Genomic DNA, 23,681 nt, shown 5'->3' on the forward strand with positions numbered 1-23,681 from the left:
GCGGCTCGCCCACGCACCCCGCCCGCCCCGCGCGGCAGGCCGGGGCGGCCTGGTCCGGCTGTCCGGCGAGACCGGCCATCCGGCTATCCGGCTGTCCGGCGCGACAGGCTGAGGCGGCCTGATCTGGCTGTCCGGCGCGAGCGGCCGGGTCCGGCTATCCGGCCGGATCGACCGAGGCGGCCTCGGTGAGGGCGGCAACGAGCGCAGCGGTGGCAGGCGGGTCCGGCGGCTCGCCGTAGGTGGCGGCGTGGATCCGGCGCAGCGGTACGGGCAGCGGGGTCGCCGTGATCGCCGGGTGGCGGTGGGCCCGCAGCGCCAGTCCCGGGATCGTGGTGACGCCCATGCCCGCGGCGACCAGGCTCTGCATCACCACCATGTCGTCGGTGGTGTACGCCAAACGCGGGGTGAAACCGGCGCGTTCGCACATCTCCACCAGGTGCCTGCGGCACCGTTCGCACCCCGCGATCCACGGCGAGCGCGCGTGGTCGGCGAGGGTCGTGCCGCCGCCGGTGGTGAGCAGGTAGAGCGGGTCGTCGAGCAGGTGGGTCAGCCGGATGCCGTCGTCCTCCGGGGCGGTGTCGTCGTACCGGAAGATGACCGCGACCTCGACCTGACCGGTGCGCAGCTGGTGCAGGGCCTCTTCCGGATGGGTGTCGGCCAGGCCGAGCTCCAGGCCGGGATGGCGCCGGGCCAGGATGGTGGCCGCCTGCGGGACCAGGGAGCTCATGACCGAGCCGAAGCCGGCCAGCCGGACCCGTCCCGTGCTCAGCCCGACCAGGGCGGAGAGCTCCGCGGTGGCCGCGTCGACCCGGCCGATGATCTCGGCTGCCCGGTCCGCGAGCAGCCGGCCGGCCGGGGTGAGCCGGATCCCGCGGCCGGCCCGTTGCATCAGCCCGGCCCCGAGCTGAGCCTCCAGCCGGGACAGTTGATGGCTGATCGCGGGCTGGGTGTAGCGCAGCTCCTTGGCGGCCGCGGTCACCGATCCGAGCCGGGCGACGGCGTCGATCACGCGTAGCTGCACCAGGGTGACCATCCATAAATTCTAGTCATGGGATGGCTCCAGAACTGGCATTGGACGTATGGATCGGTCGGCGGCATCGTCAATTGCACCGACGGAACGAGGAGACGGCGATGCTGACGTTCGCGATGACGGCCCTGGTGCTGATCATGCTGCCGGGCCCGGACCAGGCCCTGATGACTCGCAACGCGCTGGTCGGCGGCCGGGCCGGTGGCGTGCTGACCCTGGTCGGCGGCGTGCTGGGAGTGGGGGTGCACGCGGGCTCCGCCGCGCTCGGGTTGTCGGCGTTGCTGCTCGCGTCGGCGACTGCGTTCACCGTGCTGAAGATCGCCGGGGCGGTGTACCTGCTGTGGCTCGCGGCGCAGATGCTGTGGTCGGCCGCGCGGTCGTCGCGTTCGCCGGTCATCGAGCAGGCGCAGGAGGTGCCGGCGCGGCGGTCGGCGTACCTGCGGCAGGGTTTCCTGTCGAATGCGCTGAACCCGAAGGTGGCGCTGTTCTTCGTCACTTTCCTGCCGCAGTTCCTCACCGCCGGCAGCGGCTCGCCGCGGGCCGAGGCCCTGCTGCTGTCGGCGATCTTCGCCGGGCTCTACCTGAGCTGGTTCGGGCTCTACGTCGCCGCCGTGGACCGGCTCGGCCGCTGGCTGCGCCGCCCGCGGGTCAAGGCCCGCATCGAGCAGGTCACCGGGCTGGTCCTGGCCACCGTCGCCGTCCGCCTGCTCACCACCAGCCACTGATCCCGGGGACAGCGCACCCGTCAAGTCAACGAAAGTCTGATCCGGCTCCGGTGCGCGTCAGTCGTTCCGCAGACGCGGGCACCGGCATCGGATCGGCAGACTTCTCTGCATGACTTGGATTGCACTGTTCATCGGCCTGATCGGCATCGTCATGCTGGTCGTCTCCGCGTACCTGACCCGCCGCGCCCGCGTGCTGGCCGCCGGCCGCCCGATCGACGTCGAGGCCATGCAGGCGGACGTCGGGACGGCCCTCGACCGCGACGACCCCGCGACAGCCGTACGGATCTACCGGCAGCACACCGGCGCCGGGCTGCTGCAGGCGAGCAAGGCCGTCGACCAGATCGCCCGGGACCGCCGGTGAGTGGTAGGAACTCGCCATGACCTTGGCCGTGCTGCGCCGGACGGGTTCGTGGCGACTGACCTACGAGATCCTGCTGACGGTGCTGGTCACCGCCGGCGTGACAGTCCCCGCGGCCGTCGCCGCCGTGTACCCGGCCGTGCCCTGGATCGTCGGGGTGAGCACTCCGCTGCTGGTGGTGCTGCGGCTGGTGCACCCGCTGGCCGCGTACACGGGGGCGGCGGTCATCGGGCTGTGCACCGGCGGGGAGAACAGTCTGCTGCTGGTGGCGTTGAGCGCGTCGTTCAGCTACCGCGTCGCCGACCGGCGGCAGCTCGTGGCCGGGCTGGTGGTGGCCTGGGCGTGTCTGCTGGGCGCGGTGTGGTGGTGGGAGGAGCCGCTCGACGGGACCACCGTCGTGCTGATGTCCGCCCTGTTCATCCTGCTCGCGGGCTTCCCGGCTGCGGCCGGCCGGCTGGTGCGCCGGCGTCGTACCTTGCTGGCCGCCATGCACCGCCGCAACGTGCAGCTGCACGACGAGCGGGACGAGGCGGCCCGCCAGGCACAGGCCCGCGAGCGCACCCGCATCGCCCGCGACCTGCACGACTCGCTCGGCCACAAGCTGACCCTGATCTCGCTGTACGCCGGCCTGGCGCACGACGAGAACTCGCAGCTGCTGCGGGAGGCGTCCGCCGCGGCCATGACCGAGCTGCGGCAGATCCTCGGCATCCTCGGCCAGGACGACAGCCAGTCCCCGGCGCCCTCGCTGACCGGGCTGGACGAGCTGGCGGCGAACGCCCGGGCGGCCGGCTCGCGGGTGACGATCGTCCGGCAGGGCGAGGAGCGGCCGCTCGCCGCGCTCACCGAGCATGCGGCCTACCGGGTCATTCAGGAAGGCGTGACCAACGCGCTGCGGCACGCGCACGGCGGCGACATCGAGCTGTCTTTGCGGTACGAGTCCGACGCGCTCATCGCGGGTGTGACGAACACGGCGGGGCAAAGCGTCGCCCGGACGACATCCGGGCGCGGGCTGCTCGGCCTCACCGAACGGGTCCGGGTGGCGGGCGGCATGCTCTACCACGGTACGACGGCCGGTGGCGGGTTCCGGCTGGCGGCGACTCTCCCGTACCCGGAGGACCCGGCGGAGGCTCCCCGGACCGCAGCCGCGGCAGGTCCCGGGCCACCCCCGGCCGCCCGCGCCGACTTCGCCGATCTGGTCAACCGCGACCGCCGGCGGTCACGGTTCGTGCTGGCCGCCGCGACCCTCGCCATCGGCGGCGTCCTGGCGCTCTGCGTCGCCGGGCTCTGGCTCACCACAACCTTGAGTACGGTCCAGCGCGCCACCTTCGACCGCGTCCACATCGGACAGAACGCCACCGAGGTACGCGCGCTGCTGCCCGACGACGACGGAGTCACCGGCGCGGTGGGCGGCCGGCCCGTGCCCGGCGCCACCTGCGAGGATCATCGCGCCGCCGTGCTGGAGCAGCTGGCCGTGGTGACCGGGCAGGACCTGATCTACCGGTTCTGCTTCCGCGACGGCACACTGGTCGACAAGCAGGAATTCCTGGACCAACGGTCCTGACCGCCCGACGACGAGAGCCTCCGTGACCGACCTCATCCGCGTCCTGCTGGCCGACGACGACCGGCTCATCCGCACCGCGATCGACGCGATCCTGCGCACCACCGACGGCGTCGAACTGGTCGCCCAGGCCGCCGACGGCCGCGCGGCGGTCGAGCTCACCGTGCGGCACCGGCCCGACGTCGCGCTGCTCGACATCAGGATGCCCGTGCTCGACGGGCTGGCCGCGCTGCGGGAGATCCGCCGGGTCGCGCCCGAGGTGCGCGTCGTCGTGCTGACCACCTTCGGCGAGGACGAGTACGTCGCCGAGGCGTTGCGCGCGGGCGCGGCCGGCTTCCTGCTCAAGGAGTCCGCCGTCGACGAGTTGCCCCAGGCGATCCGGGCCGCCGCGGCCGGGGCCGCCTTCCTGTCGCCGAAGGTCACCCGGCAGGTGCTCGACGGGCTGCCGGCCGCGCCCGTCGCCGCGGCCGAGGAGCTCCGCAAGGTCGCCACCTTGAGCGAGCGCGAACGTGAGGTGCTGGTGCTGCTGGCCCAGGGGCTGTCCAACGCGGAGATCGGCGCCCGGCTGTGGGTCAGCGAGGGCACGGTGAAGACCCACCTGTACCGGGTGTTCGCCAAGCTGGACTGCGACAACCGGGTGCGCGCCGCGATGCTCGCCCAGCGGGCCGGCCTGCTCGGCTGACGATCGGCACCGACCGGTCGTGAGGCCAGCGGGCCGGCCTGCTCGGCTGAGGAGCAGCACCGACCGGTCGTCAGGCGTTGCGGGCCGCCGCCGCGAAGGCGCCGCCGCCCGCGAACACCAGCTTCGCGAAGCGGTCGCCCATGAGGCGGTGGGTGGCCGCGTCCGGGTGCAGCCGGTCCGGCAGTGGCAGCTCGGCGAAGTCGGCCTCGCCGTAGAGGTCGAGCCCGCTCAGGTGATGCAGGTGCGGGTCGCCGGCGGCGCGTTGCGCCACGATGCGGGCCAGCTCGTCGCGGATCACCCGCAGCGTCAGCTTTCCCGCGGCGCGCTCGGCCGGATCGCCGGTGGCGACGAACTTGACCTGACCCTCGCGCAGGGCATCGAGGTCGAAGGCCCCCGGACCGGGGGTGTCCTCGTGGATCGGGCAGTAGATCGGCGAGGCGACCAGCAGGGGAGTGCTGGGATGACCCTCCCGGATGGTGTCGAGGAAGCCGTGCACGGCCGGGATGAACGCGCGCAGCCGCATCAGGTCGGCGTTCACCAGGTTGATGCCGATCTTGACGCTGATCAGGTCAGCCGGGGTGTCCCGCAAAGTGCGCGCGGTGAACGGGTCGAGCAGGGCACTGCCGCCGAGACCCAGGTTGATCAGCTCCACGCCGCCCCGGGCGGCGGCGAGCGCCGGCCAGGTGGTGGACGGGCTCGCGGCGTCGGAGCCGTGGCTGATCGAGCTGCCGTGGTGCAGCCACACCGGCCGGTCGCCGCGGGCGGCCGGCGAGACCGGTGCATCGGTACGCAGGGCGACGAGCTCGGTGGCCTCGTTGTGCGGCAGCCAGATCTCGACGTCCTTGTCGGTGTCCGCCAGGCCGGTGAACGACATGGTGCCCACCGGGCCCGGCCGGTGCTCGGTGCTGCCGGTGGCCATGTCGATGGTCAGGGTGGCGCCGCCGGGGACGCTGCCCTGCCCGGCCAACCGGCCGTCGACGAGCAGGTCGTACACGCCGTGCGGGCGGGGCGGCAGGCCGGCGTAGGTGCGCCGAGTGGCCAGGGTGTCGAGCTCGACGGCCGTGGCACGGGTGCGGAAGCCGATCCGTACGCCCGAGGGCTGCGCCTCGACCATGGCCAGCTGCGGGTCCGGGGTCTGCGCCCGGGCCCAGGCCGGCAGCCGGTGCGGCCGCAGGCCGTGCTCGGTGCGCTCCAACTCGGCGGCGCCGCGGACGAGTTCGGCGGTCAGGGGTGTGGTGATCCAGGTGTTGATGACGCCACCTCGGGTCGAAGGGGTAGGGATCATTCCGCGGGCCAGTTGCGCAGCAGCGAGTCGAGGGCGTCCATGATGCGGGTCCAGGACTGCTGCGAGTCGGGGCTGCTGTGGTCGAAACCGCCGGCCAGCTCCAGGCTGATGTAACCGTGGAAGGTGCTGCCGATCAGCCGTACGGCATGGGTCTGGTCCGTCTCGCTCAGCTGATAGCCGCGGAGGATCGCGCGGAGCAGCTGCGCGTGCCGCGGCCCGGCGCTCGCCGCCGCGGTCGCCGGATCGAGCCGCATGCGCGTGGCGGCATACCGGCCGGGGTGGGCGCGGGCGTAGTCGCGGTAGACGTCGCCCAGCGCGCTCAGGGCGGCCTTGCCCGCCCGGCCGGCCAGAGCCGCCGCACTGAGGTCGGCGAGCTCGTCGAGGGCGAGGAGAGCGATCCGCGTCCTGAGGTCGCGCGAGCCCTCGACGTGGGCATACAGGCTCGGCACCTTGACGTCGAACTGCCGGGCCAGCGCGGACACGGTGACCTGGTCGAAGCCGACCTCGTCGGCCAGATCCGCCCCGGCCCGCACCAGACGCTCCGGCGTCACTCCTGCTCGCGACACGACCGCCCCCCTCTTCCTAAACCCACTATGCATTTACCTAATGGTCTTAGGCAAGGTGATTCACGGCACGAAGACGACCCGGTCGTCGGTCCGGGTCACCCAGGCCTGGGCGACCTCGGCGAGCGGCACTGTGTGCGGCCGTACGTCGATCGCGCCGTTCGCCACCGCGGCGGCCAGCTCCGGCAGTTCCGCGAGGAAGTCGCGCGCGGGGACGGAGCCGATGCCGCTGCCGACGATCTGCAGCCTCGCTCCGCGCAGGGCCACGGACGGCACCGGGGCCGTCGCGCCGGCGACCGAGCCGATCTGGATCCAGCTCAGCGGGGCACTCCGGTCGGCCCGCGCGGTGAGCAGCGCCGCCATGGCGTTGGCGGAGGGCTCACCCCAGACGTAGTCGATGACGACGTCGACATCCGCGGCGCGATCGACCTCGTCGAAGGTGACCGTCTCGTCCGCGCCGAGGGCGGTCAGACCGGCCAGTCGCGCGGTGTCCCGGCCGCAGCCGATGACGTGCGCGGCGTCGAACTGCTTGGCGATCTGCACCGCCATCCGCCCGGCGTTGCCGGTGGCGCCGAGCACGAGGACACGCTGGCCCGCGCGGAAGGAGATGCGCCGGCGCAGCGCCACCCAGGAGGACATCGCCGGGTTCATCGCCGCGGCGATCCGGACCGGGTCGATGTCGTCGGGCAGCGGCACGCTGCGGCGGACGTCGATCACGGTGCGGTCGGCGAACGTGCCCAGAGCGGTGTCGTCCAGCACCGCGTAACGCAGGCGCCCGGCGGGATCCCGTACGACTCCGTCGACGCCCGGGACCAGCGGGAGTGGAGCCGCGCTGCTGTAGTGCGTGCCGTTCGCCTTGGCCCGGACCAGGTGGTGCAGCCCCGCCGCGAGGACCTCGACGACCAGCTCGTGGTCGTTGCCGGCGACCGGCTCCGGGTGCTCGCGGTAGGTCGGCGGGGCGTCGAACGCGGTGATGACGGCAGCGTGCATGGTGTCCTCCAGAGGGAGATGGTTTGTATTACCAACTACCTCGATAATGATTGGTATTACAAACCATGTCAACTACTCTGGGGGCATGACTTCCGACGCCGTCGTGGACGACGCCCTGGTCCGCAGCGCCTTCCGGGTCATGGGAGTGCTCACCCGGGTCGGCGCCGCGCACGACCTGTCCCTGACCCAGCTGCGGGTCCTCGGCATCCTGCGCGACCGCCGCCTGCGGATGACCGAGCTGGCCGGGTACCTCGGCCTGGACAAGTCGACGATGTCCGGCCTCGTCGACCGGGCCGAACGCCGGGGACTGCTGGCCCGCGGCCGCAATCCCGGCGACAAGCGGGTCGTCGACGTGTTCATCACCCCGGCCGGCCTCGACCTGGCCGACCGGGTGCAGGCCGAGATCCAGCGGGACCTGGCCCCGGCGACCGGCCGGCTCGACTCCCGCCAGCGCGAACAGCTCGCCGAGCTGCTCGAGCTCGTCCTGGCTTGAGGCGGGGGTGGACAATGGAGATTCCGCGTCCGGTGAGCTCGACCAGGGAGGCCCGCGATGAGTGGCGATCGGGAGCAAGGCGAGCCCCGCACGGAGGAGGAACTGGCCCACCTGCGGCAGACCAGGTTCGGTCACCTGCCCGACCGGGTCCGCCCGGAGGATCTGGTCGAGTCCGAGGAGACCGAGCCGGTGCATGAGGGACCGGCCGAGCCCATGGTGCGCCGCGAGTGGGGCTAGCCGGGCGGCCGCTGGTGAAGTGGGGGTTGCTCGGCGCGGTTGTCTTCGGGCTGCTGGCGACCGGGGTCTTCCTCATCGACGACAAGCTCCGCCAGGACGTCGTCGAGCATGGCACCCGCACGCAGGCGGTCATCATCAGCGACCACGACAATGAGCTCGACCACTGGTTCACAGTCAGCTACACCGTCCAGGGCGAGCAGCACAGCGCGAACCTCCGCCACCCCTGGATCATGGACAAGGTCCGCGAGGGCCGGGAGTTGATCGTCTACGCCGACCCGGCGGACCCGGAAGTGATCGCCACCGAGGACGGCTACGCGACGCCGGTGTGGACCTCTGCGCCCGGCGCACTCGCTGTCCTGGCGCTTCTCGGACTCTTCGTGGCCGTCGTCGAAGGCTGGCGGTCCGCCCGCCGCGGACGCCGTGCCGATCCACGAGACACGTAGGGTCCACGACGCCCCGATTGGCTGCTTCGGCCCGGCGGGTGCGCTGACACACTCGGCCGAGTGGATATCAGGGAAGCTCAGCAGCTCTGGAGTGCACTGCCCGGCTGGTTGAACACCGCCGGCTACGGCCTGCCGCCGCAGCCCGCGTGGGACGCGTTGCAGGCCGCCCTCGGCGACTGGCGGGTCGGCGCGACCTTCGCCACCGAGTGGGACGGAGCCACCGGGCTCGCCCGCGCCAGCTTCGCCCGCCTGCTCGGGGTGCCCGAGGCCGACGTCGCGGTCGGCGCGCAGGCATCCCAGCTGATCGCCCCGGTCGCCGCTGCCGTGGCGGACGGGTCGCGGGTGGTCGTGCCGGAGATCGAGTTCACCTCGAACCTGTTCCCGTGGCTGGTGCACAGCGACCGGCTGAAGGTGCTCACGGTGCCGACCGACCGGCTGGTCGAGACGGTGGCCGCGGGCTGCGACGTGGTGGCGTTCTCGCTGGTCCAGTCGGCCACCGGGGAGGTCGCCCCGTACGAGCGGGTCGTTTCGGCCGCCCGCGAGGTGGGGGCCACGGTGGTCGTCGACGCCAGCCAGGGGTGCGGGTGGCTGCCGTTCGATGCCGAGCTGGCGGACGTGGTGGTCGTCAGCGCGTACAAGTGGCTGATGTGTCCGCGGGGCGCGGCGTTCGCGTATCTGAGTCCGCGGATCCGCGACCGGGTCCGGCCGATCGCCGCGGGCTGGTTCGCCGGTGCCGATCTGAACGACTCTTACTACGGCCCGGAGATGCGATTGGCCGTTGACGCGCGGCGCTTCGACGTGTCACCGGCGTGGTTCAGCTGGATCGGGGCCGCGCCGGCACTCGGTGTCGTGGAGCAGATCGGCATCGCGGCGATCCACGACTACGACGTGGCGCTGGCCAACCGCTTCCTCGCCGGGCTGGACCGGCCGGCCGGGGACAGCGCGATCGTCAGTTTCGAGGCGCGCGACGCCGGAGCCGCCCTCGCGGCGGCCGGCATCCGCGTGGCCCAGCGGGCCGGCCGGCTGCGCGCGGCGTTCCACATCTACAACACCGAGGCCGACGTGGACCGGGCGCTGGACGTGCTGACCGGCTGATCCGGTTCCGGGCCGCCCTCGGCCAGGCGCTGACTGTTTGAGCTCTAACTGTCAATGCTCGAACTGACCGGTGGTGTGTGCAGCACCTCGCGGGCCTGCTCGGCGGCCCGCGTGATGCTCTCGCTGATGAAGTCGAGGAAGCGGGCGATGTTCTCCAGGCGGGTGGCGGCGGCGGTGTCCGGTCCGAGGATGGCGACGCCCCGGCGCGCGGTCTCGACGAGCTGGTCGTTGGCCCGGGCGCTGGCGATCGTCGCCTGGTAGAAGAGCTCGTCGTCGACGATGTAGCGGTCCCGGCGGCGGTCGTCGCGCTCCCGGCGGACCAGGCTCTGGCTCTCCAGGAAGGCGATCGCCTTGGAGATGGACGCCGGGCTGACCTGGACGCGCCGGGCCAGCTCGGCGGCGGTGAGGCTGCCCGCGTCGGTGGTGAACAGGCAGGTCAGCACGCGGGCCGACATCTTGCTCAGGCCGGAGGCCATCAGGACGGTGGTCAGCGTCTCCTCGTACTCGGCCACGGCCTCGGCGTCGGGTCCGTTCGCCTGAGGGGCCGGCTGCGCCCCTCGGGAGGCGGTTGGCCGGCGCCGATGGGCGCGGCGCTCGGTGGCGCGGTGGGCCAGGTCGGCCCGGTACCCGGTGGGGCCGCCGTTGCGCATCACCTCCCGCGTGATCGTCGACGTCGGGCGATCGAGGCGCCGGGCGATCTCGGCGTAGGGGAGGCTGTCGGCCAGTCCCAGCGCGATCTGGTGGCGTTCCTGCTGGGTAAGCCTGCCTCCCGGCATCGCGATCTCCTCGGTCCGTGGCTGTTCCGCGCCGCCACCATAGCGTTCACTTCCTGTCCATTGCAATGAAGGATACGCGCCCGTTGCATTACGTGACACCATCATTGCAATGACTTTGCCGCGTTGAGCTGCGATAACGCCTTCTTAGTGCAACAAGGCTGTTGCCGACTTCGGAAAGGCAACGTAGCGTTTCGCACATCGGAAACAAAGAACGAGCTCAGGAGAACACGATGCCGAAGTTCGACACCCCCGCCCCCATCGCCGCCGTCCTCGACATCCCGGCCGGGCGCATCCAGGTCATCGCCGCTGCCCGCGCCGACACCGTCGTCGAGGTGCGGCCGGCCGATCCCGCCAAGAACGGCGACCTCCGGACCGCGGAGCAGACCACCGTCTCCTACGCCGATGGTGTCCTGCGGATCCAGGCCGCCGCGCCCACTAGCCCGCTCCTCGGCTCCGCCGGCTCCGTGGAGGTCACCGTGCAACTGCCGGCCGGCTCGCGAATCGAGGTCAAGGCGGCCGCCGCCGAGCTGCGCGGGGTCGGCCGGCTCGGCGACATCACGGTCGAGGGCGCGTACCGCCAGATCAAGATCGACGAAGCGGGGAGCGTCCGCCTGACCGCGGTCGACGGTGACGTCGAGGTCGGCCGGCTCAACGGCCCGGCGGAGATCAGCACCACCCGGGGCGCCATCCGGATCGCGGAGGCGGTACGCGGCACGGTCGTCCTGCGTACCCAGTCCGGCGACATCTCGGTCGGTGCCGCCGCCGGGGTCTCGGCGGTCCTGGACGCCGGCACCGGCCACGGCCGGATCAGCAACACCCTCAAGAACGACGGCACCGCGGAGCTCGACATCCGCGCCACCACCGCCCACGGCGACATCGCCGCCCGGAGCCTCTGATGGAGCTGACCATGAACGAGAACACCACCTGGACCGGCATGGTGCCGGTCGAGGACACGGCCCTGGCCGTCACCGACACCGGCGGTCCCGGCATCCCCGTCGTCTACCTCAACGGCCAGTTCGCCACCCAGGGGTACTGGCGCCGCGTCATCGCGAACCTGGGGACGGGCCGGCGGCACATCACCTACGACGAGCGGGCCCGCGGCAAGTCGAAGCGGTCGGCCGACTACTCCTTCGAGGCGGCTGTCCGGGACGTCGACGCGGTCCTCGCGGCCCGCGGCGTGGACCGGGCGGTGCTGGTGGGCTGGTCCTACGGGGCGGTCGTCGCGGCGCACTGGGCCCACCGGAATCCGGAGCGCACTGTGGGCGCGGTGCTGGTCGACGGCGCGTTCCCGCACGACTGGCTCGACGAGGCCATGGAACTGCGGATCCGCAAGCTGTTCCGGCGGATGAGCTGGTTCCTGCCGCTGCTGCGCCCGACCGGTCTGGCCCCGAGGATGAATGCCGCTCAGCAGGCGGACAGCAACATCGAGCTCGGCCGGCTGTCCCGCGAGCGGGAGCTGGGCCCGGTGCTGGACGGCATCACCGTCCCGGTGCGCTACGTGGTCGCGTCGGGGACGTCCTTCGGCAGCCGCGGTGACGAGCAGGAGAAGATCCGCGCCGGCCTGGACGCCGTGACCGGGCGCAACCCGCGCATCCGGATCGCGGCGAAGGTCACCAGCAACCACGGGGCGATCCTCAAGAAGGACCACGCGGCCGTCGCCGACGCCGTCCGCGCGATCGCCGATTAAGAAATTCAAGATCGACATAGTGAAAGTTAAATGATGACCGTGTACAACTAGAGATATGACAGAGCAGGCGATGGACTGGCAGGAGCTGACGAGCCTGACCGGAGGCCGGCCGTTCGTGGTCGAGCGGGTCCGCCTGACCGGCAGCGACATCGCGATCGAGGGTGCGTTCGAGCCACCGCAACTGGCTCAGCTCACCGTCGAGGACCAGGTCTTCGTCACGGCGTTCGTGCGGTGCCACGGCTCGATCAAGGAGATGGAACGGATCTTCGGGGTCAGCTACCCGACGATCAAGTCCCGGCTCAACCGGATCACCCAGCTGCTCGACTTCGTCGAGACCGATCCGGCGCCGTCCCGGGCCGACGTCATCGACCGGCTGCGCCGCGGCGAGATCACCGCGGCGCAGGCACTGTCCGAGTTGGACGGTGACACGTGATGCCGCAGCTGGTGACCGTACGGGTGAACAGCTCGCGCGGCCGCCGCATCCGGATCTGGGTCCCGGTCCTGCCCGTGGTGCTCGTCCTCCTGCCGGTCCTGGTCCTCGCCACCCTGGTGGCGGCCGTGGCCTGTCTGGTCCACCGCGTCAGCGTGGCGCGGGCCCTCGGCACCGGGTGGCGCACCGTCTCGGCGTTGCCCGGCACCCGGGTCGACATCGAGCAGGGCCGCACGGCCGTGCTCGTCACCGTCCGATAGGAGAGGTCGCGATGACCGAACAGCGCAGGGACATCCTCGACATGCTGGCCGAGGGCAAGATCACCGCCGAGGAGGCCGAGCAGCTCATCGCCGCCCTCGACCGGGGCCGGCCGGCGCCGGCGCCGGGCCTCGAGGTCCGGCCCGGCGGCAAGGTGAAGTATCTGCGGGTGGTGGTGGACTCCGTGGAGAACGGCGAGCGTGGCCGGGTCAACGTGCGGGTGCCGTTGCAACTGCTGCGCGCCGGGGTGCGGCTGGCCGCCCTGATCCCGCCGCAGGCCCTGGGCCAGGCCAACGCCGAGCTGAGCAAGGCGGGCGTGCCGTTCGACCTCACCCAGCTCAAACCGGAACAGCTCGAGGCGCTCGTGGACCACCTCGACGAGATGACCGTCGAGGTGGACCAGCCCGACGCCAAAGTGCGGGTCTTCTGCGAGTAGGCCGCGCATCACCCGACGCGGACCGGGAGACGCTCGACGCGGTTGCGCGGGTGCGGCCTGCGGTGGCTGATCCGGCGGCGGACCAGTTCGATCAGGCCGCCCAAGGCGAACGACAGCCCCAGACCCACGCCCAGACCCAGCAGCGGGTTCTCGACGAACGCAGCACCGCCCACGAAGCCCAGCCCCGCCGTGTAGACGGCCCAGGCCAGCGCCGCTATCGCCGAGGCGGGGCTGAACTTGGACAGCGGCAGCCGGGCCGTGCCGCAGGCCAGGTTCATCGTCACCCGGCCGCCCGGCAGGAACCGTGACATCACGATCAGCAGGCCGGGACGCCGGTCGAGCTGCCGGCCCGCCGCGGCGACGGCCCGGCTGACGTGCCGGGAGCGGTTGATCAGCCGGGGGCCGAGGACGCTGCGGCTGAGGCCGTACGCGAGGTGGTCGCCGATGAAGACGCCCAGGGCGGTGGTCAGCACGACCAGCACCAGGTTCGGTGTGCCCGAGTGGGCGAAGACACCGGACGCCAGCACCGCGGCCTCGGAGGGGATCATCGGCACCACGCCGTCCAGGCTGCACAGGCCCGCGAGCAGCGGGTAGAGCAGCGGAGACGTCATCACCGGGCCGGCCAGACTCATCAGATCCATGGGCCGAAGCGTGGGCGCGGGGTACCGCGGCGGGCGTCGATCTCCGGTACCGGCGTGCGTCATCCCCGGGTAGGGGGTCGGATACCTCTGCGGTAGGACGCCGCGCGGGACCGATCTCGGTAGTGTCGCTGCGTGATGGCGCGTGCGGAAACGGAGCAGGAGCACAGCCCGGCGGTGCCCGGCCGGCGCCGGCTCGTGCTCTCGCGTCTGCTGCGGGCGGTCATGGCGATCCTGCACGCGCTCGGGGCTCTCCGCCCCATCATCGCCCGGGTCGGCGGGCCGGCCGCCGATTCCGTGGCGGGCCTGGGCCGGCGCAACCGACCGGTGCTGAAGTGGCTGCTGCCGTGGCTGATCGCCGGCTTCCTGGCGTTCACGCTGCTGCCGCTCAACGTGACGCTGGCGGTGACCCAGTTCGACGTTTTCCCGCTGATCGCGTTCGTGGCGGGCATCGCGCAGAGCGCCGCGCTGGTGCTGATCCTGCTGCGGCCCCGGGCGGCGACTGTGTTGCAGTTCGTGGCCGTGGCAGTGTTCGCGATTGCCATCCCGCCCGACTCCGGGTCGACCTGGCCGCTCACGGTGACCGGCCTGTTCACGCTGGTCGCGCACATCGCGCTGGTCGCCGCCTGGGCCGGCCGGCGGACGGCGCTGGTGACCTGGTCGGGCAGCGTGCTCCTGCTCACCGTGGTGGCGCTGCTCGATCCGCGGGGCCGGACCCTCACGGACGGGCTGACGATGATGATCCTCTACCCGATCCTGTCGACCCTCGCCCTCGGCGCCGTGCTGATGATCCGGGGCTGGCAGGAGGCTCGCCGGGAGCTGGCCGACGCGCGGCGCGACGTCGAGGTCGAGCAGAGCCAGCGGGCGGTCGCCGAGGAACGCACCCGGATCGCCCGCGAGCTGCACGACGTCGTCGCGCACAGCATGTCGGTGATCCACATGCAGGCCACCTCGGCGTCGTACCGGATCAAGGACCTGGATCCGGAGAGCAAGGCCGAGTTCGCCCGGATCGCCGCCGGCGCCCGGTCGACCATGCGCGAGATGCGCCAGCTGCTGGCCGTGCTGCGCGACGAGAGCGCCGACCCCGAGCTCACGCCGGTGCCCGGGCTGGGCCGGCTGCCCGAGCTGATCGAGTCGGCCGGTCGCGCGGGCGTGCCGGTCGAGCTGCGCGAGGCCGAGACGGTACGCGAGGCAGCACTCCCGGAGAGTGTCGCTCTCGCGGCATACCGGATCATCCAGGAGTCGCTGAGCAACGTCATCCGGCACGCGCCCGGCGCCCGTACCACGATCTGTCTCGACGTCGAAGGTCCTGATCTTGTGCTCACGGTGGTGAACGACGCGGCGGCGCAGCCGGCGCAGTCCATGGAGGGGCCCGGCCGGGCCAGTCACGGGCTGCCCGGGATGCGCGAGCGGGTCCGGCTCGTCGGCGGCCTTCTGGCCGCCGGCCCCCGCGCCGAGGGCGGCTATCGGGTCGAGGCGAAGCTGCCGATCGGGGGCGACGAGTGATCCGCACGCTGATCGTGGACGACCAGTCGATGATCCGGGTCGGCATCCGCGCGATCCTCGAGGCGCAGGACGACATCACGGTCGTCGGGGAGGCGGAGAACGGCCGGCTCGGGGTGCAGCGCTCGCGCAGCCTGCGCCCGGACGTCGTGCTGATGGACGTCCGGATGCCGGTGCTGGACGGGCTGGCCGCGACCCGGGAGCTGCTCGGCCCGGACCGCACCGAGGGGCACACACCGCGGGTGCTGATGCTGACGACGTTCGACCTCGACGACTACATCTATGCCGCGTTGCAGGCCGGCGCGAGCGGCTTCCTGCTCAAGGACAGCGAGCCCGAGGACCTGCTGCGGGCCGTCCGCGTGGTGGCCGGCGGCGAGGCGCTGCTGGCGCCCAGCATCACCCGCCGGCTCATCGAGAACTTCGTCTCCGCCCGGCCGCGGCGCCCGGCCGGCGCCACCGCGCTCAACGGCCTCACCGACCGGGAACGGGAGGTCCTGCGCCTGCTCGCGCTGGGCCGGTCGAACGCCGAGATCTCCGCGTCGCTGTTCATCGCCGAGCAGACCACCAAGACCCACGTGAGCCGGATCCTGCAGAAGCTGGGCCTGCGCGACCGCGTCCAGGCCGTGGTCTTCGGCTACGAGACCGGCCTGGTCACCCCCGGTGGCCAGGCCTGAGACGGCGCCGTCAGCCTTTGCGGCCCACCGCGGCCCACAGATTGATGTCCGAGTTCGCGGGGATGTCGGCGCCGGGCTCCGGCCGCCACTCGCTGGCCGGCACCACGCCCGGCTCGACCAGCTCCAGTCCCTCGAACAGCTCGGTGAACTCCGCGCGGCTGCGGGTCCAGACGTCGGACTTGCCCTGCTCGACCAGCTGCTGATAGAGCGCCTGCTGCTCGGGGGTGCCGAAGTCGGAGGTGGCGTGCGTGGCGACCAGGTAGCTGCCCGGCGGCAGCGCGTCGACCAGCCGGCGCACGATCGGCCGGGCCGCGCCGTGGCCGTGGACGAAGTGCAGGACGGCGATCAGCATCAGGCCGACCGGCTGCGTCAGGTCGAGCGTCTCGTGCAGGACCCGGTCGCCGAGGATCGCGTCCGGATCGTTGAGGTCGGCCTCGATGTAGGCGGTCCGGCCCTCGGGGCTGCTGTCGAGCAGGGCCCGGGCGTGCACCATGACGAGCGGGTCGTTGTCGACGTAGACGATCCGGCTGTCGGGGGCGTGCCGCTGGGCCACCTGGTGGGTGTTGTCCGCGGTCGGCAGGCCGGTGCCGATGTCGAGGAACTGGCGGATCCCGGCCTCCGCGGCGAGGAACCGGGTGGCCCGCTGCAGCAGCGCCCGGTTGGCCAGCGCGCCGAGGCGTACCTTCGGGAACAGCCGTTCGAGCTCGTCTCCGGAGGCCCGGTCGGCGGCGAAGTTGTCCTTGCCGCCGAGCCAGTAGTTGTAGCGCCGGGCGGGATGCGCCTTGGTCGGGTCGATGCCAGGGGTCGCTGCGCTCGTGTCCACGGCGAAACGATATCGCCGACCCCGTCGCGCCGCGCCGACGGTCCACCCCGTGGGTGCCTGGTACGTGAGCCGGTCGCGGGGCTCTAGGCTTCACGTGTGGTGAAGGCCGAGGGCATCAAGGACACCGAGCGGTTACGCCGGCTCGAGGCCGTCACCGACATGGCCCTGTCGAGGATGCCCGCCGCCGATCTGCTCGACGAGCTCCTCGACCGCGTCCGGGATCTGCTCGGCGTCGACACCGCGGTCATCCTGCTGGTGGACGCCCACTCCCGGCAGCTCGTCGCGACCGCCGCGAAGGGCCTCGAGGAGGAGGTGGAGCAGGGTTTCCGGGTGGCGATCGGCCGCGGTTTCGCCGGCCGGGTCGCGCAGACCCGGCAGCCGGTCGCCATCGACGACGTCACCCCCGACGACGTGGTGAATCCCATCCTGCTCGACAAGGGCGTCAGATCGCTGCTGGGCGTCCCGATCCTCGCCGGTGACGAGGTGGTCGGCGTCCTGCACATCGGCAGCCTCACCCCGCGGGTGTTCACCAGCGACGACGTGCACCTGTTGCAACTCGTCGCGGACCGCGCCAGCCGGGCCGGGCAGATCCGGTCCAACAAGCTCGACCAGGCGGCTGCACTGGCCCTGCAACGCAGTCTGCTGCCCACCCTCCTGCCGGGAGTGGCGGGCGTGGACCTGGCCGCCCGGTACGTGCCGGGGCACGACTTCGGCATCGGCGGGGACTGGTACGACGTCTTCGCGCTCCCGTCCGGCTGGCTGGGCGTGGTCATCGGGGACGTGTCCGGGCACGGCCTGGCCTCGGCCGTCGTGATGGGCCGGGTCCGCAGCGCGCTGCGCGCGTACGCCCTGGTCTCCGACGATCCGGCCGAGGTCCTCACACTGCTGGACCGCAAGGTTCATCACTTCGAGACCGGCAACCTCACCACCGCCCTGTACGCGATGATCAGCCCCGACCGCACCGCCGTGCACATCTCGCTGGCCGGGCACCTGCCACCGATCCTGGCCGCACCGGGACAACCGGCTGGCGTGCCGTACATTCCCGTCGGCCCGCCGCTGGGCATCGGCCGCCCGGCCCGGGTCCGCACCACCACGATCATCGACTTCCCGCCCGGCGCGGTCCTGGTCAGCTACACCGACGGGCTGGTCGAACACCGCGGCGAGATCATCGACGTGGGGATCAAGCGGCTGGCCGACGCGATCCGGCCGGACGCCGCCGAGGCGGTCTGCGACGCGATCATGGCGAGCACCGGCACCGAACGACCCACCGACGACATCGCCGTGCTGGTCGTCCGCAGCTGCCCCTGAAGCCGTCAGCGGGCCGCGGCGCCGGTGCCGGTCTGGTCGGTCAGCGGCACCTCGGCCCAGACGACCTTGCCGTGGTCGCTGGGACGCGCGCCCCAGTCCCGCGCCAACGCGCCGACCAGCAGCAGACCCCGTCCGCCGATGCGGCGAGGATCCGGCCCGTAGGCGCGGGGCAGCTCGCAGCTGGTGTCGGTGACCTCGATCCGGACGGCGTCGGCGCGCCGGTGCAGCAGCAGCTCGCCGCCGTCGCCGGTGTGCTGCACGACGTTCTCCACCAGCTCGGTGATCACCAGCAGGGTGTCGTCGACCAGCTCGGGGGTCTGCCACTGGCCGAGGACCTTCCGGGCGTACTGCCGCACAGCCGCGTAGTCGGTGCGATGAGCGAACGACAGCCGCATCGGGTCCATGTCAGCTTTCTACCCTCCGTGACGTCGATTACGCCCGCCGGGGGTGGGAGGCTGATCCGATGACGGTGACCCTTCACCCCTTGGATACCTGGTTCTTCCCTGCGTGGCTTGAACGCAGCCGGGACGAGTACGCCAAGGATCTTGTCGCGGTGGGGCAGACGCCCGAGGACGCCCACCGGCATTCGGACGAAAGCATGGCTCGCTCTTTTCCCTCCGGTGCGCCGGGACCACGGCACGCGGTCTTCGACGTGGTCGATGACGCCGGGGTGACCGCCGGCTACCTCTGGATCGGACCGGACACCAGCGACGACGCCGGTGCCTGGTGGATCTGGGACATCCTGATCGACGCTGACAAGCGTGGTCGGGGCCTCGGGCGCAAGGCCATGGTCCTCGGCGAGCAATACGCCCGGGCGCAGGGCGCGCACACTCTCGGCCTCAGCGTCTTCGGATTCAACAAGGGTGCCCGCGGCCTGTACGAGTCGCTCGGCTACGAGACGACCTCCGTCAAGATGCTCAAGAAACTCGGCTGAGGTCCGGGCGACGCTCGTGAGCGGCGCAACCTCCGCGCATTGATGATGTTATTTCCGGTCGTCCCGGGGCACTGCCGGGCCGACAGGTGAATGGTGACTGCGCCCGGAGGCCGAGATGAGCCAGACCGATCAGGACGGGCCGGAGGCGCAGCTGTCGCCGCCGGGGCGCGAGGACCGGCTGACGGGTTCGGTGATCGTGGTCGCGCTCGTCTCCGCCGTCTCCGGCCTGCTCTACGGCTACGACACCGGCATCATCTCCGGCGCCCTGCTGCAGATCGGCGACGACTTCGGCATCGGCCACCTGTGGGAGCAGGTGATCGCCGCGTCGATTCTGGTGGGCGCCGTCATCGGGGCGCTGACCTGCAGCCGGCTGGCCGAACGCCGGGGCCGGCACGGCACGTTGCTGCTCATCGGCATCGTCTTCGTCGTCGGGTCGCTGGCCGCCTCGCTCTCCCCGGATCCGGTCACCCTGTCGCTGAGCCGCCTGGTCCTGGGCTTCGCGGTCGGCGGCGCCACGCAGACCGCCCCGGTGTACGTCGCCGAACTCGCGCCGACCGCCTACCGGGGCCGGCTGGTGCTGTTCTTCCAGATCGCGATCGGCGTCGGCATCGTCATCGCCACCATCGTCGGCGCGGCCCGGATCATCGACTGGCGCGTCGCGATCGGAATGGCCGCCGTGCCCGCCGCGATCATGTTCGCCCTGATGCTGCGGCTGCCGGAGAGCCCGCGCTGGCTCGCCCGGGAAGGTCACGCCGACCGTGCTCGGGAGGCCCTGGCGCGGGTCCGGCACCCGGACAGTGACCTGTCCGAGGAGTTCCAGGAGATCAAGGACAACGTACGGGCCGAGAAGCAGGCCAGCACCCGCGGCTGGGCCGGGCTCCGGGCCGCGTGGGTGCGGCCGGCGCTCGTGGTCGGCTGCGGGCTGGCGATCTTCACCCAGCTGTCCGGCATCGAGATGATCGTCTACTACACGCCCACGATCCTCACCGACAACGGCTTCTCCGACTCCACGGCGCTGCGGGTCTCCGTCGCGCTGGGACTGACGTACCTGATCGCCCAGCTCATCGGGCTGGTCATCATCGACCGGGTCGGCCGCCGGCGGCTGACCCTGCTGACCCTGCCCTGCTCCGCGGCCGCGCTCGTCGTGCTCGGCTGGTTCTTCGTCTCCGGCAACGACGGCAAGTCGATGATCCCGTGGATCATCGCCACGCTGATCGCCTTCATGGCCTTCACCGCCGGTGGCATCCAGCTCATGGGGTGGCTGACCGGTTCGGAGATCTATCCGCTGGCCACCCGGGCGGCGGGCGCCGCGGCCCAGTCCGCGTCGCTGTGGGGCACCAACGTGCTGATCACCCTGACCCTGCTCAGCACGATGAAGGCCATCGGCACGGGACAGACCTTCTGGATGTACGCCGCGTTCAACGTCATCGCGTTCCTCTTCCTGTACCGCAAGATGCCCGAGCTGACCGGGCGCAGCCTCGAGCAGATCGAGGATCACCTGGCCAAGGGAAAGTTCAAGCCCGCGGACTTCGCCTGACACCGGACCGGTCGACACTGGGAGGGTGAGACGAGAGCCGAGCATTCTGCATGTGGATCTCGATGCGATGTTCGCCGCCGTCGAGCAGCGCGACAAGGTGTCCCTGCGGGGCCGGCCGGTCATCGTCGGTGGTGTCGCCGGGCGTGGGGTGGTCGCGACCGCCTCCTACGAGGCCCGCGCGTACGGGGCCCGGTCCGCGATGCCCACCGCGGAGGCGCGGCGGCGGTGCCCGCCCGGGACGGCGTTCCTGGCTCCTCGCTTCGGCGCGTACCGCCGTACCAGTGAGGTCTTCATGGCGTTGCTGGCTGACGTGTCGCCCGTGGTGGAGCAGGTCTCCATCGATGAGGCGTACGTCGATCTCGCCGCCGGTGACCACGACCTGTCCACCGCCGGGGTGACCGCGGTCGCGCGGCGGCTCAAGGCCGTCGTCGCCGAGGCGACCGGCGGGATCACCGGCTCGGTCGGGGCCGCCTCCTCCAAACTCCTCGCCAAGATCGGCTCCGACCTGCGCAAACCCGACGGGCTGCTGGTCGTCGCGGCCGGCGAGGAACGCGCGGTGCTGCACCCGCTGCCGGTCGGGCGGCTGCCGGGCGTCGGACCCACGACCCAGGAACGGCTGCGCCGCGCCCAGGTCCACACGGTCGGCCAGCTCGCCGCGGTGGCCCTGCCCGACCTGATCGAGTGGTTCGGCCAGGCCCACGGCGCCGGCCTGTACCGGCTGGCCCGCGCCGACGACGACCGCACCGTGGTGACCGAACGGGAGGCGAAGTCGGTGTCCGCCGAGGAGACCTTCGACGTCGACGTCGCCGACCGGGCCCGGCTGGTCCGGGAGCTGGACCTGCTCGCCGCCCGGGTCGGTGGCCGGCTGCGGGCCGGCGGGATCTCCGGGCGGACCGTCACCGTCAAGATCCGGCACCATGACTTCACCACGATCACCCGGTCGCTGACCCGGGACCAGCCCACCGACGACCCCCGGCTGGTCGCCGAGCTGGCCCGGCGGCTGCTCGCCGACGTCGACACCGCGGCCGGCATCCGGCTGCTCGGGGTCGGGATGACCACGCTGACCGACTTCGCGCAGGACGACCTGTTCAGCTCCTCCGCCCCCGCCGCATCGCACGTCGATGCGACCGTCGCGGCGCCGGAGGAGGTGGAGCCGTCCGTGCCCGCCGAGCCCGTGTCGACGCAGTGGCGGCCCGGGCAGGACGTCCGGCACGACGAGCACGGACCGGGCTGGGTCTGGGGCAGCGGGCTGGGCCGGGTCACCGTCCGCTTCGAGGGACCCACCACGCCGCCGGGGCCGGTGCGGACGTTCGCCGTCGACGATCCGAAGCTGCATCCGGCCGAGCCGCCGGACTGGACCGTATCCGCCTGAGGCACGTCACCGGCCGAGCCGGGTGCGCTGTGCGGCCGGGCCGGCGCGCAACGATCCCGGCCTGGGTGCCGTGCTCGTCCGGCCGGACGGCACCGTCGCCTGGGTGGGTGACCGCGACCCGCTGGTTCGGGACGCCGGCGGACGGAGCCGCGCGGTAGCGTGGACGCGGCAGTCTAGGCTGGCGCGGACCTGCGACCTGTACCGTCCGATTCGGAGAGTGGCACGTGGCGAGCGACGAGCAACAGCACCCCAAACTGGACACTTCCGTTCCCCAGACCGCCCGGATCTGGAACTACCTGCTGGGCGGCAAGGACAACTTCGCCGTGGACCGGGCGGTCGGCGATCAGATCCTGGTCGGCCAGCCCGCGCTCGCCGAGAACGCCCGGCTCAGCCGCGCGTTCCTGGCCCGGGCGGTGCGCCACCTGGCCGGCGAGGCCGGGGTGCGGCAGTTCCTCGACATCGGCACGGGCCTGCCCACCGCCAACAACACCCACGAGGTCGCCCAGTCGGTCGCCCCGGACAGCCGCATCGTCTACGTCGACAACGATCCGCTGGTGCTCGCGCATGCCCGGGCCCTGCTCACCAGCAAGCCCGAGGGCGTCACCAGCTACCTCGACGCCGACATGCACGACATGGACCTCGTGCTGCGCGAGGCGGCCAAGACGCTGGACTTCTCCCAGCCGGTCGCGGTCCTGTTCATGGGCGTGCTCGGCCACGTCGAGGACGACGCCGAGGCCCAGGCCATGGTCGGCAAGGCGCTGGCCGCGGTGCCGTCGGGCAGCTACCTCGCCCTGTACGACGGCACCGACATCAGCCCCGAGGTCGTCGAGGCGGCCCGGCTCTGGAACCAGTCCGCCGCGCTGCCGTACCACCTGCGCAGCCCGGCCCGCCTGGCCCAGCTCTTCGACGGCCTGGAGCTGATCGAGCCGGGCCTGGTCTCGGTCACCCGGTGGCGGCCGGACACCGAGGGCCCCGAGATCGACCAGTACGGCGCGGTCGGCCGCAAGCCGTAAGCCCCGGCGTTCAGTCCCCGCAGCGGTTGCCGTCGATGCGGCAGTCCTGCGGGGTCGCGTCGATCAGCGTCGCGCCCTGCACCTCGAAGGCCAGCTCGACCGAGCCGCCCGCCGGCACCCGGGACGTCGCGGCGTCCGGCGTGAAGGTCCACACCGAGCCGTCCTGGGCCGCGGTCGCGCCGCTGACTCCGGAGACCCGCAGCGTCGACCGGGGCAGCGTCACAGTCACCGTCCAGCCGTCCTTCGCGCTCGTCCCGGGGTTGTCCACCGTGACCGCCATCCGGTAGCCGAGCAGCCCGGCCGTGACCGACGACGTCCGGTACGACGCGGTCAGCGGCACCGGAGCGTTCTCGGTGATCGGCACCTTGGCCGACACCGACGGCGCCGGCCTGGTCGTCGCCGTCGCAGGACCGCTCCGGGCGCTGCTCGGCGTCGCGGTCGTGCCCAGCGCACCCGGAGTCATCGTCACGGCGACGCTCGGCTGCGCCGTCCGCGACGCCAGGCCGGGCAGGGCGGCCGCCCGGTCGGGTGGCGGCGTGCCGCCGTCGGGCGCCCGCACCAGCATGACGACCAGCAGGGCGGTGCCGGCCAGCGCGGCCACCACCCCCGCCACCAGCAGATAGCGTCCGACGCCGCGCCGCCCGCCGGCCTCGCGGACCTTGGGGGTCGGCGTCGCGCCGGAGTGGACGGCCGCGACCAGCCGCAGCACCCCGTCCAGGAGCACCACCACCAGCGAGCGCGGCGGCCGCGAATCGGTGTCGTTCATCTCAAGCCTTCGTGGATCGGGAGCCGGCCGTGCGCCGGGACGTCGAAGGTGCTTCGGAAGCCGACAGTGT

At 72.1% G+C, this 23,681-nt stretch carries 29 protein-coding genes; 20 read left to right on the forward strand and 9 right to left on the reverse strand.

Annotated elements, in window-relative coordinates; translation table 11 throughout:
* Positions 1 to 154: 154 nt before the first annotated feature.
* Positions 155 to 1,033, reverse strand: coding sequence for a LysR family transcriptional regulator (locus ACQP2Y_RS17290; protein ID WP_433729381.1), 879 nt, complete (start codon positions 1,031 to 1,033; stop codon positions 155 to 157).
* Between the two features lie 98 nt (positions 1,034 to 1,131).
* Here ACQP2Y_RS17290 and ACQP2Y_RS17295 point away from each other — a divergent pair, with 98 nt between their 5' ends.
* From ACQP2Y_RS17295 to ACQP2Y_RS17310, 4 genes are all read left to right on the forward strand, one after another.
* Complete coding sequence (locus ACQP2Y_RS17295; protein ID WP_433729383.1) at positions 1,132 to 1,752, forward strand: LysE family translocator; 621 nt, start codon at positions 1,132 to 1,134, stop codon at positions 1,750 to 1,752.
* Positions 1,753 to 1,861: 109 nt separating this feature from the next.
* Complete coding sequence (locus ACQP2Y_RS17300) at positions 1,862 to 2,113, forward strand: hypothetical protein (RefSeq protein WP_433729385.1); 252 nt, start codon at positions 1,862 to 1,864, stop codon at positions 2,111 to 2,113.
* A 16-nt stretch (positions 2,114 to 2,129) separates the two neighbouring features.
* Positions 2,130 to 3,671, forward strand: coding sequence for a sensor histidine kinase (locus tag ACQP2Y_RS17305; RefSeq protein ID WP_433729387.1), 1,542 nt, complete (start codon positions 2,130 to 2,132; stop codon positions 3,669 to 3,671).
* 22 nt (positions 3,672 to 3,693) lie between these two features.
* The gene (locus ACQP2Y_RS17310; protein ID WP_433729389.1) at positions 3,694 to 4,350 is read left to right on the forward strand and encodes a response regulator; all 657 of its coding nucleotides are present in this window, start codon (positions 3,694 to 3,696) and stop codon (positions 4,348 to 4,350) included.
* Between the two features lie 70 nt (positions 4,351 to 4,420).
* Here the strand turns inward: ACQP2Y_RS17310 and ACQP2Y_RS17315 are convergent, their stop codons facing one another.
* The 3 genes from ACQP2Y_RS17315 to ACQP2Y_RS17325 are packed head-to-tail and all read right to left on the reverse strand — an operon-like array spanning position 4,421 to position 7,188.
* Positions 4,421 to 5,635, reverse strand: coding sequence for a GDSL-type esterase/lipase family protein (locus ACQP2Y_RS17315; RefSeq protein ID WP_433729391.1), 1,215 nt, complete (start codon positions 5,633 to 5,635; stop codon positions 4,421 to 4,423).
* Complete coding sequence (locus ACQP2Y_RS17320) at positions 5,632 to 6,201, reverse strand: TetR/AcrR family transcriptional regulator (RefSeq protein WP_433729393.1); 570 nt, start codon at positions 6,199 to 6,201, stop codon at positions 5,632 to 5,634. Before ACQP2Y_RS17320 ends, ACQP2Y_RS17315 begins: the two co-directional genes overlap by 4 nt.
* A 60-nt stretch (positions 6,202 to 6,261) precedes the next feature.
* Positions 6,262 to 7,188 carry a quinone oxidoreductase family protein gene (locus ACQP2Y_RS17325; RefSeq protein WP_433729395.1) on the reverse strand — a complete coding sequence of 309 codons (927 nt, stop codon included), beginning with the start codon at positions 7,186 to 7,188 and terminating at the stop codon, positions 6,262 to 6,264.
* A gap of 85 nt (positions 7,189 to 7,273) precedes the next feature.
* Here ACQP2Y_RS17325 and ACQP2Y_RS17330 point away from each other — a divergent pair, with 85 nt between their 5' ends.
* The 4 genes from ACQP2Y_RS17330 to ACQP2Y_RS17345 are packed head-to-tail and all read left to right on the forward strand — an operon-like array spanning position 7,274 to position 9,456.
* On the forward strand, positions 7,274 to 7,681 hold the full coding sequence (locus ACQP2Y_RS17330; RefSeq protein WP_433729397.1) for a MarR family winged helix-turn-helix transcriptional regulator: 408 nt from the start codon (positions 7,274 to 7,276) through the stop codon (positions 7,679 to 7,681).
* A gap of 57 nt (positions 7,682 to 7,738) precedes the next feature.
* Positions 7,739 to 7,918, forward strand: a complete 180-nt coding sequence (locus ACQP2Y_RS17335) for a hypothetical protein (RefSeq protein WP_433729399.1) — start codon at positions 7,739 to 7,741, stop codon at positions 7,916 to 7,918.
* Positions 7,909 to 8,361: a hypothetical protein gene (locus tag ACQP2Y_RS17340; protein ID WP_433729401.1), complete on the forward strand. Its 453-nt coding sequence runs from the start codon at positions 7,909 to 7,911 to the stop codon at positions 8,359 to 8,361. The genes ACQP2Y_RS17335 and ACQP2Y_RS17340 overlap by 10 nt, the downstream gene beginning before the upstream one ends.
* Positions 8,362 to 8,421: 60 nt before the next feature.
* Positions 8,422 to 9,456 carry an aminotransferase class V-fold PLP-dependent enzyme gene (locus tag ACQP2Y_RS17345; RefSeq protein ID WP_433729403.1) on the forward strand — a complete coding sequence of 345 codons (1,035 nt, stop codon included), beginning with the start codon at positions 8,422 to 8,424 and terminating at the stop codon, positions 9,454 to 9,456.
* Positions 9,457 to 9,500: 44 nt separating this feature from the next.
* Here the strand turns inward: ACQP2Y_RS17345 and ACQP2Y_RS17350 are convergent, their stop codons facing one another.
* On the reverse strand, positions 9,501 to 10,232 hold the full coding sequence (locus ACQP2Y_RS17350; protein WP_433729405.1) for a helix-turn-helix domain-containing protein: 732 nt from the start codon (positions 10,230 to 10,232) through the stop codon (positions 9,501 to 9,503).
* Positions 10,233 to 10,462: 230 nt separating this feature from the next.
* Between ACQP2Y_RS17350 and ACQP2Y_RS17355 the strand changes: the two genes are divergently transcribed.
* From ACQP2Y_RS17355 to ACQP2Y_RS17375, 5 genes are read left to right on the forward strand one after another with little or no spacing between them, the layout of a single operon-like run.
* Positions 10,463 to 11,128, forward strand: coding sequence for a DUF4097 family beta strand repeat-containing protein (locus tag ACQP2Y_RS17355; protein ID WP_433729407.1), 666 nt, complete (start codon positions 10,463 to 10,465; stop codon positions 11,126 to 11,128).
* Complete coding sequence (locus ACQP2Y_RS17360; protein WP_433729409.1) at positions 11,128 to 11,919, forward strand: alpha/beta fold hydrolase; 792 nt, start codon at positions 11,128 to 11,130, stop codon at positions 11,917 to 11,919. Before ACQP2Y_RS17355 ends, ACQP2Y_RS17360 begins: the two co-directional genes overlap by 1 nt.
* A 55-nt stretch (positions 11,920 to 11,974) precedes the next feature.
* Complete coding sequence (locus ACQP2Y_RS17365) at positions 11,975 to 12,352, forward strand: DUF2089 domain-containing protein (RefSeq protein WP_433729411.1); 378 nt, start codon at positions 11,975 to 11,977, stop codon at positions 12,350 to 12,352.
* Positions 12,352 to 12,609 (forward strand): hypothetical protein, encoded by a 258-nt coding sequence (locus ACQP2Y_RS17370; RefSeq protein WP_433729413.1) that lies wholly within the window; start codon positions 12,352 to 12,354, stop codon positions 12,607 to 12,609. The genes ACQP2Y_RS17365 and ACQP2Y_RS17370 overlap by 1 nt, the downstream gene beginning before the upstream one ends.
* A gap of 11 nt (positions 12,610 to 12,620) precedes the next feature.
* Complete coding sequence (locus ACQP2Y_RS17375; RefSeq protein ID WP_433729415.1) at positions 12,621 to 13,043, forward strand: SHOCT-like domain-containing protein; 423 nt, start codon at positions 12,621 to 12,623, stop codon at positions 13,041 to 13,043.
* Positions 13,044 to 13,051: 8 nt separating this feature from the next.
* Here ACQP2Y_RS17375 and ACQP2Y_RS17380 read toward each other — a convergent pair whose 3' ends face one another.
* Positions 13,052 to 13,684 (reverse strand): DedA family protein, encoded by a 633-nt coding sequence (locus ACQP2Y_RS17380; protein WP_433729417.1) that lies wholly within the window; start codon positions 13,682 to 13,684, stop codon positions 13,052 to 13,054.
* 135 nt (positions 13,685 to 13,819) lie between these two features.
* On the opposite strand from ACQP2Y_RS17380, the gene ACQP2Y_RS17385 reads away from it, so the two are divergent.
* Positions 13,820 to 15,187: a sensor histidine kinase gene (locus ACQP2Y_RS17385; protein WP_433731981.1), complete on the forward strand. Its 1,368-nt coding sequence runs from the start codon at positions 13,820 to 13,822 to the stop codon at positions 15,185 to 15,187.
* Complete coding sequence (locus ACQP2Y_RS17390) at positions 15,184 to 15,858, forward strand: response regulator (protein WP_433729419.1); 675 nt, start codon at positions 15,184 to 15,186, stop codon at positions 15,856 to 15,858. The genes ACQP2Y_RS17385 and ACQP2Y_RS17390 overlap by 4 nt, the downstream gene beginning before the upstream one ends.
* Before the next feature lie 10 nt (positions 15,859 to 15,868).
* Here the strand turns inward: ACQP2Y_RS17390 and ACQP2Y_RS17395 are convergent, their stop codons facing one another.
* Complete coding sequence (locus ACQP2Y_RS17395; RefSeq protein ID WP_433729421.1) at positions 15,869 to 16,681, reverse strand: SAM-dependent methyltransferase; 813 nt, start codon at positions 16,679 to 16,681, stop codon at positions 15,869 to 15,871.
* 96 nt (positions 16,682 to 16,777) lie between these two features.
* Between ACQP2Y_RS17395 and ACQP2Y_RS17400 the strand changes: the two genes are divergently transcribed.
* A complete protein-coding gene (locus ACQP2Y_RS17400; RefSeq protein WP_433729423.1) occupies positions 16,778 to 17,989 on the forward strand; it encodes a PP2C family protein-serine/threonine phosphatase in 1,212 nt (403 codons plus the stop codon).
* 5 nt (positions 17,990 to 17,994) lie between these two features.
* Here ACQP2Y_RS17400 and ACQP2Y_RS17405 read toward each other — a convergent pair whose 3' ends face one another.
* Positions 17,995 to 18,393: an ATP-binding protein gene (locus tag ACQP2Y_RS17405; protein WP_433729425.1), complete on the reverse strand. Its 399-nt coding sequence runs from the start codon at positions 18,391 to 18,393 to the stop codon at positions 17,995 to 17,997.
* A gap of 59 nt (positions 18,394 to 18,452) precedes the next feature.
* On the opposite strand from ACQP2Y_RS17405, the gene ACQP2Y_RS17410 reads away from it, so the two are divergent.
* The 4 genes from ACQP2Y_RS17410 (at position 18,453) to ACQP2Y_RS17425 (ending at position 22,845) form a co-directional block, all read left to right on the forward strand.
* Positions 18,453 to 18,923, forward strand: coding sequence for a GNAT family N-acetyltransferase (locus ACQP2Y_RS17410; RefSeq protein ID WP_433729427.1), 471 nt, complete (start codon positions 18,453 to 18,455; stop codon positions 18,921 to 18,923).
* Between the two features lie 115 nt (positions 18,924 to 19,038).
* The gene (locus ACQP2Y_RS17415) at positions 19,039 to 20,460 is read left to right on the forward strand and encodes a sugar porter family MFS transporter (protein WP_433729429.1); all 1,422 of its coding nucleotides are present in this window, start codon (positions 19,039 to 19,041) and stop codon (positions 20,458 to 20,460) included.
* A gap of 52 nt (positions 20,461 to 20,512) precedes the next feature.
* Complete coding sequence (locus ACQP2Y_RS17420; RefSeq protein ID WP_433729431.1) at positions 20,513 to 21,832, forward strand: DNA polymerase IV; 1,320 nt, start codon at positions 20,513 to 20,515, stop codon at positions 21,830 to 21,832.
* 224 nt (positions 21,833 to 22,056) lie between these two features.
* On the forward strand, positions 22,057 to 22,845 hold the full coding sequence (locus ACQP2Y_RS17425; protein WP_433729433.1) for an SAM-dependent methyltransferase: 789 nt from the start codon (positions 22,057 to 22,059) through the stop codon (positions 22,843 to 22,845).
* A 10-nt stretch (positions 22,846 to 22,855) separates the two neighbouring features.
* On the opposite strand, the gene ACQP2Y_RS17430 is transcribed toward ACQP2Y_RS17425, so the two are convergent.
* Positions 22,856 to 23,611: a cellulose binding domain-containing protein gene (locus ACQP2Y_RS17430; RefSeq protein ID WP_433729435.1), complete on the reverse strand. Its 756-nt coding sequence runs from the start codon at positions 23,609 to 23,611 to the stop codon at positions 22,856 to 22,858.
* Positions 23,612 to 23,681: the final 70 nt, after the last annotated feature.

The sequence above is a fragment of the Actinoplanes sp. CA-051413 genome (assembly GCF_050955795.1).
Lineage (GTDB): Bacteria > Actinomycetota > Actinomycetes > Mycobacteriales > Micromonosporaceae > Actinoplanes.